Genomic DNA, 1,004 nt, shown 5'->3' with positions numbered 1-1,004 from the left:
GGTAAGACCAACACGAGGCCCACACCTGGGGAATTACGTGACAGCAACCCCTGGGGAATTACGTGACCGACGACAGCGTTGGCGGCGGGATTGGTCAGCCGGTACGACCTGGATACGCGGCACGACATGATCCACCGCGACGTGTACATCCCTCGTGGCGCTGTGATGACACCGGCCGATAAGGCCGTCGGCGTCTGGTTGTGGTCAGGGCGGCGTGGTGTTGTCGCGGGGCTGTCGGCTGCGGCCTTGCATGGATCGAAGTGGATCGGCGCCGACGAACCCGCCGAGATCAACCAGCCCAGCAGGCACAAGGCCGCAGGCGTGCTGTTGCACAGTGATGCACTCGATCCCGACGAAATCTGTGAACTCCGCGGCGTCAGGTCTACCAATCCGGCTCGGACCGCGTTCGATCTCGGCCGCCGCAAGGGGCTGACCAAAGCAGTCATCAGGGTGGACGCGCTGCTTCAGGCTTGCGATTTGAAACTCGTTGAGGTGCAGGCGCTTATCGACGCCCATCGGGGAATGCGGGGATTGGTCCAGCTACGTCGGGTTCTCGAATTGGCCGACTATGGTGCAGAGTCGCCCCAGGAGACCCGAACTCGGCTGTTGCTGACAGAGGCGGGCATACGGCCCACCGACACACAGATCGAGGTGTTCGGCGAATACGGGGAACTGGTGGGGCGTATCGATATGGGTTGGCGGCGTTGGAAGGTCGGCGTCCAGTACGACGGCATTCAGCATTGGACCGACCCGAACCAACGGACGCGGGATATCGACCAGGACGTCGAATACCGGGATCTGGGGTGGCGAATTGTGCGGGTCGGCGCCAACCTGCTGAACTACCGCCCTCGCACGGTCATCGAGCGGGTGTGGGCTGCTCTGCGCGCTGCTGGGTGCCCAACGTGAAGAAGATCGCGAGATTCGGGTCTCAAAGTCAATCGATTAGTGCAACGTGGCTAGGCGGCTTGGTTCAAGAGCGCGGCTAGGCGTTGGGCTGGGGTGTC

1 protein-coding gene is annotated in these 1,004 nt (G+C 62.6%); it reads left to right on the top strand.

From position 1 onward, the window contains the following. Positions 1-126: 126 nt before the first annotated feature. Positions 127-906, top strand: coding sequence for an endonuclease domain-containing protein (locus tag ACJH6J_RS30550; RefSeq protein WP_406805051.1), 780 nt, complete (start codon positions 127-129; stop codon positions 904-906). The last annotated feature ends 98 nt before the right edge of the window (positions 907-1,004 follow it).

It is taken from the genome of Mycobacterium sp. SMC-18 (genome assembly GCF_045310895.1).
Lineage (GTDB): Bacteria > Actinomycetota > Actinomycetes > Mycobacteriales > Mycobacteriaceae > Mycobacterium.
This window is presented reverse-complemented; position numbering and strand designations above follow the sequence as displayed.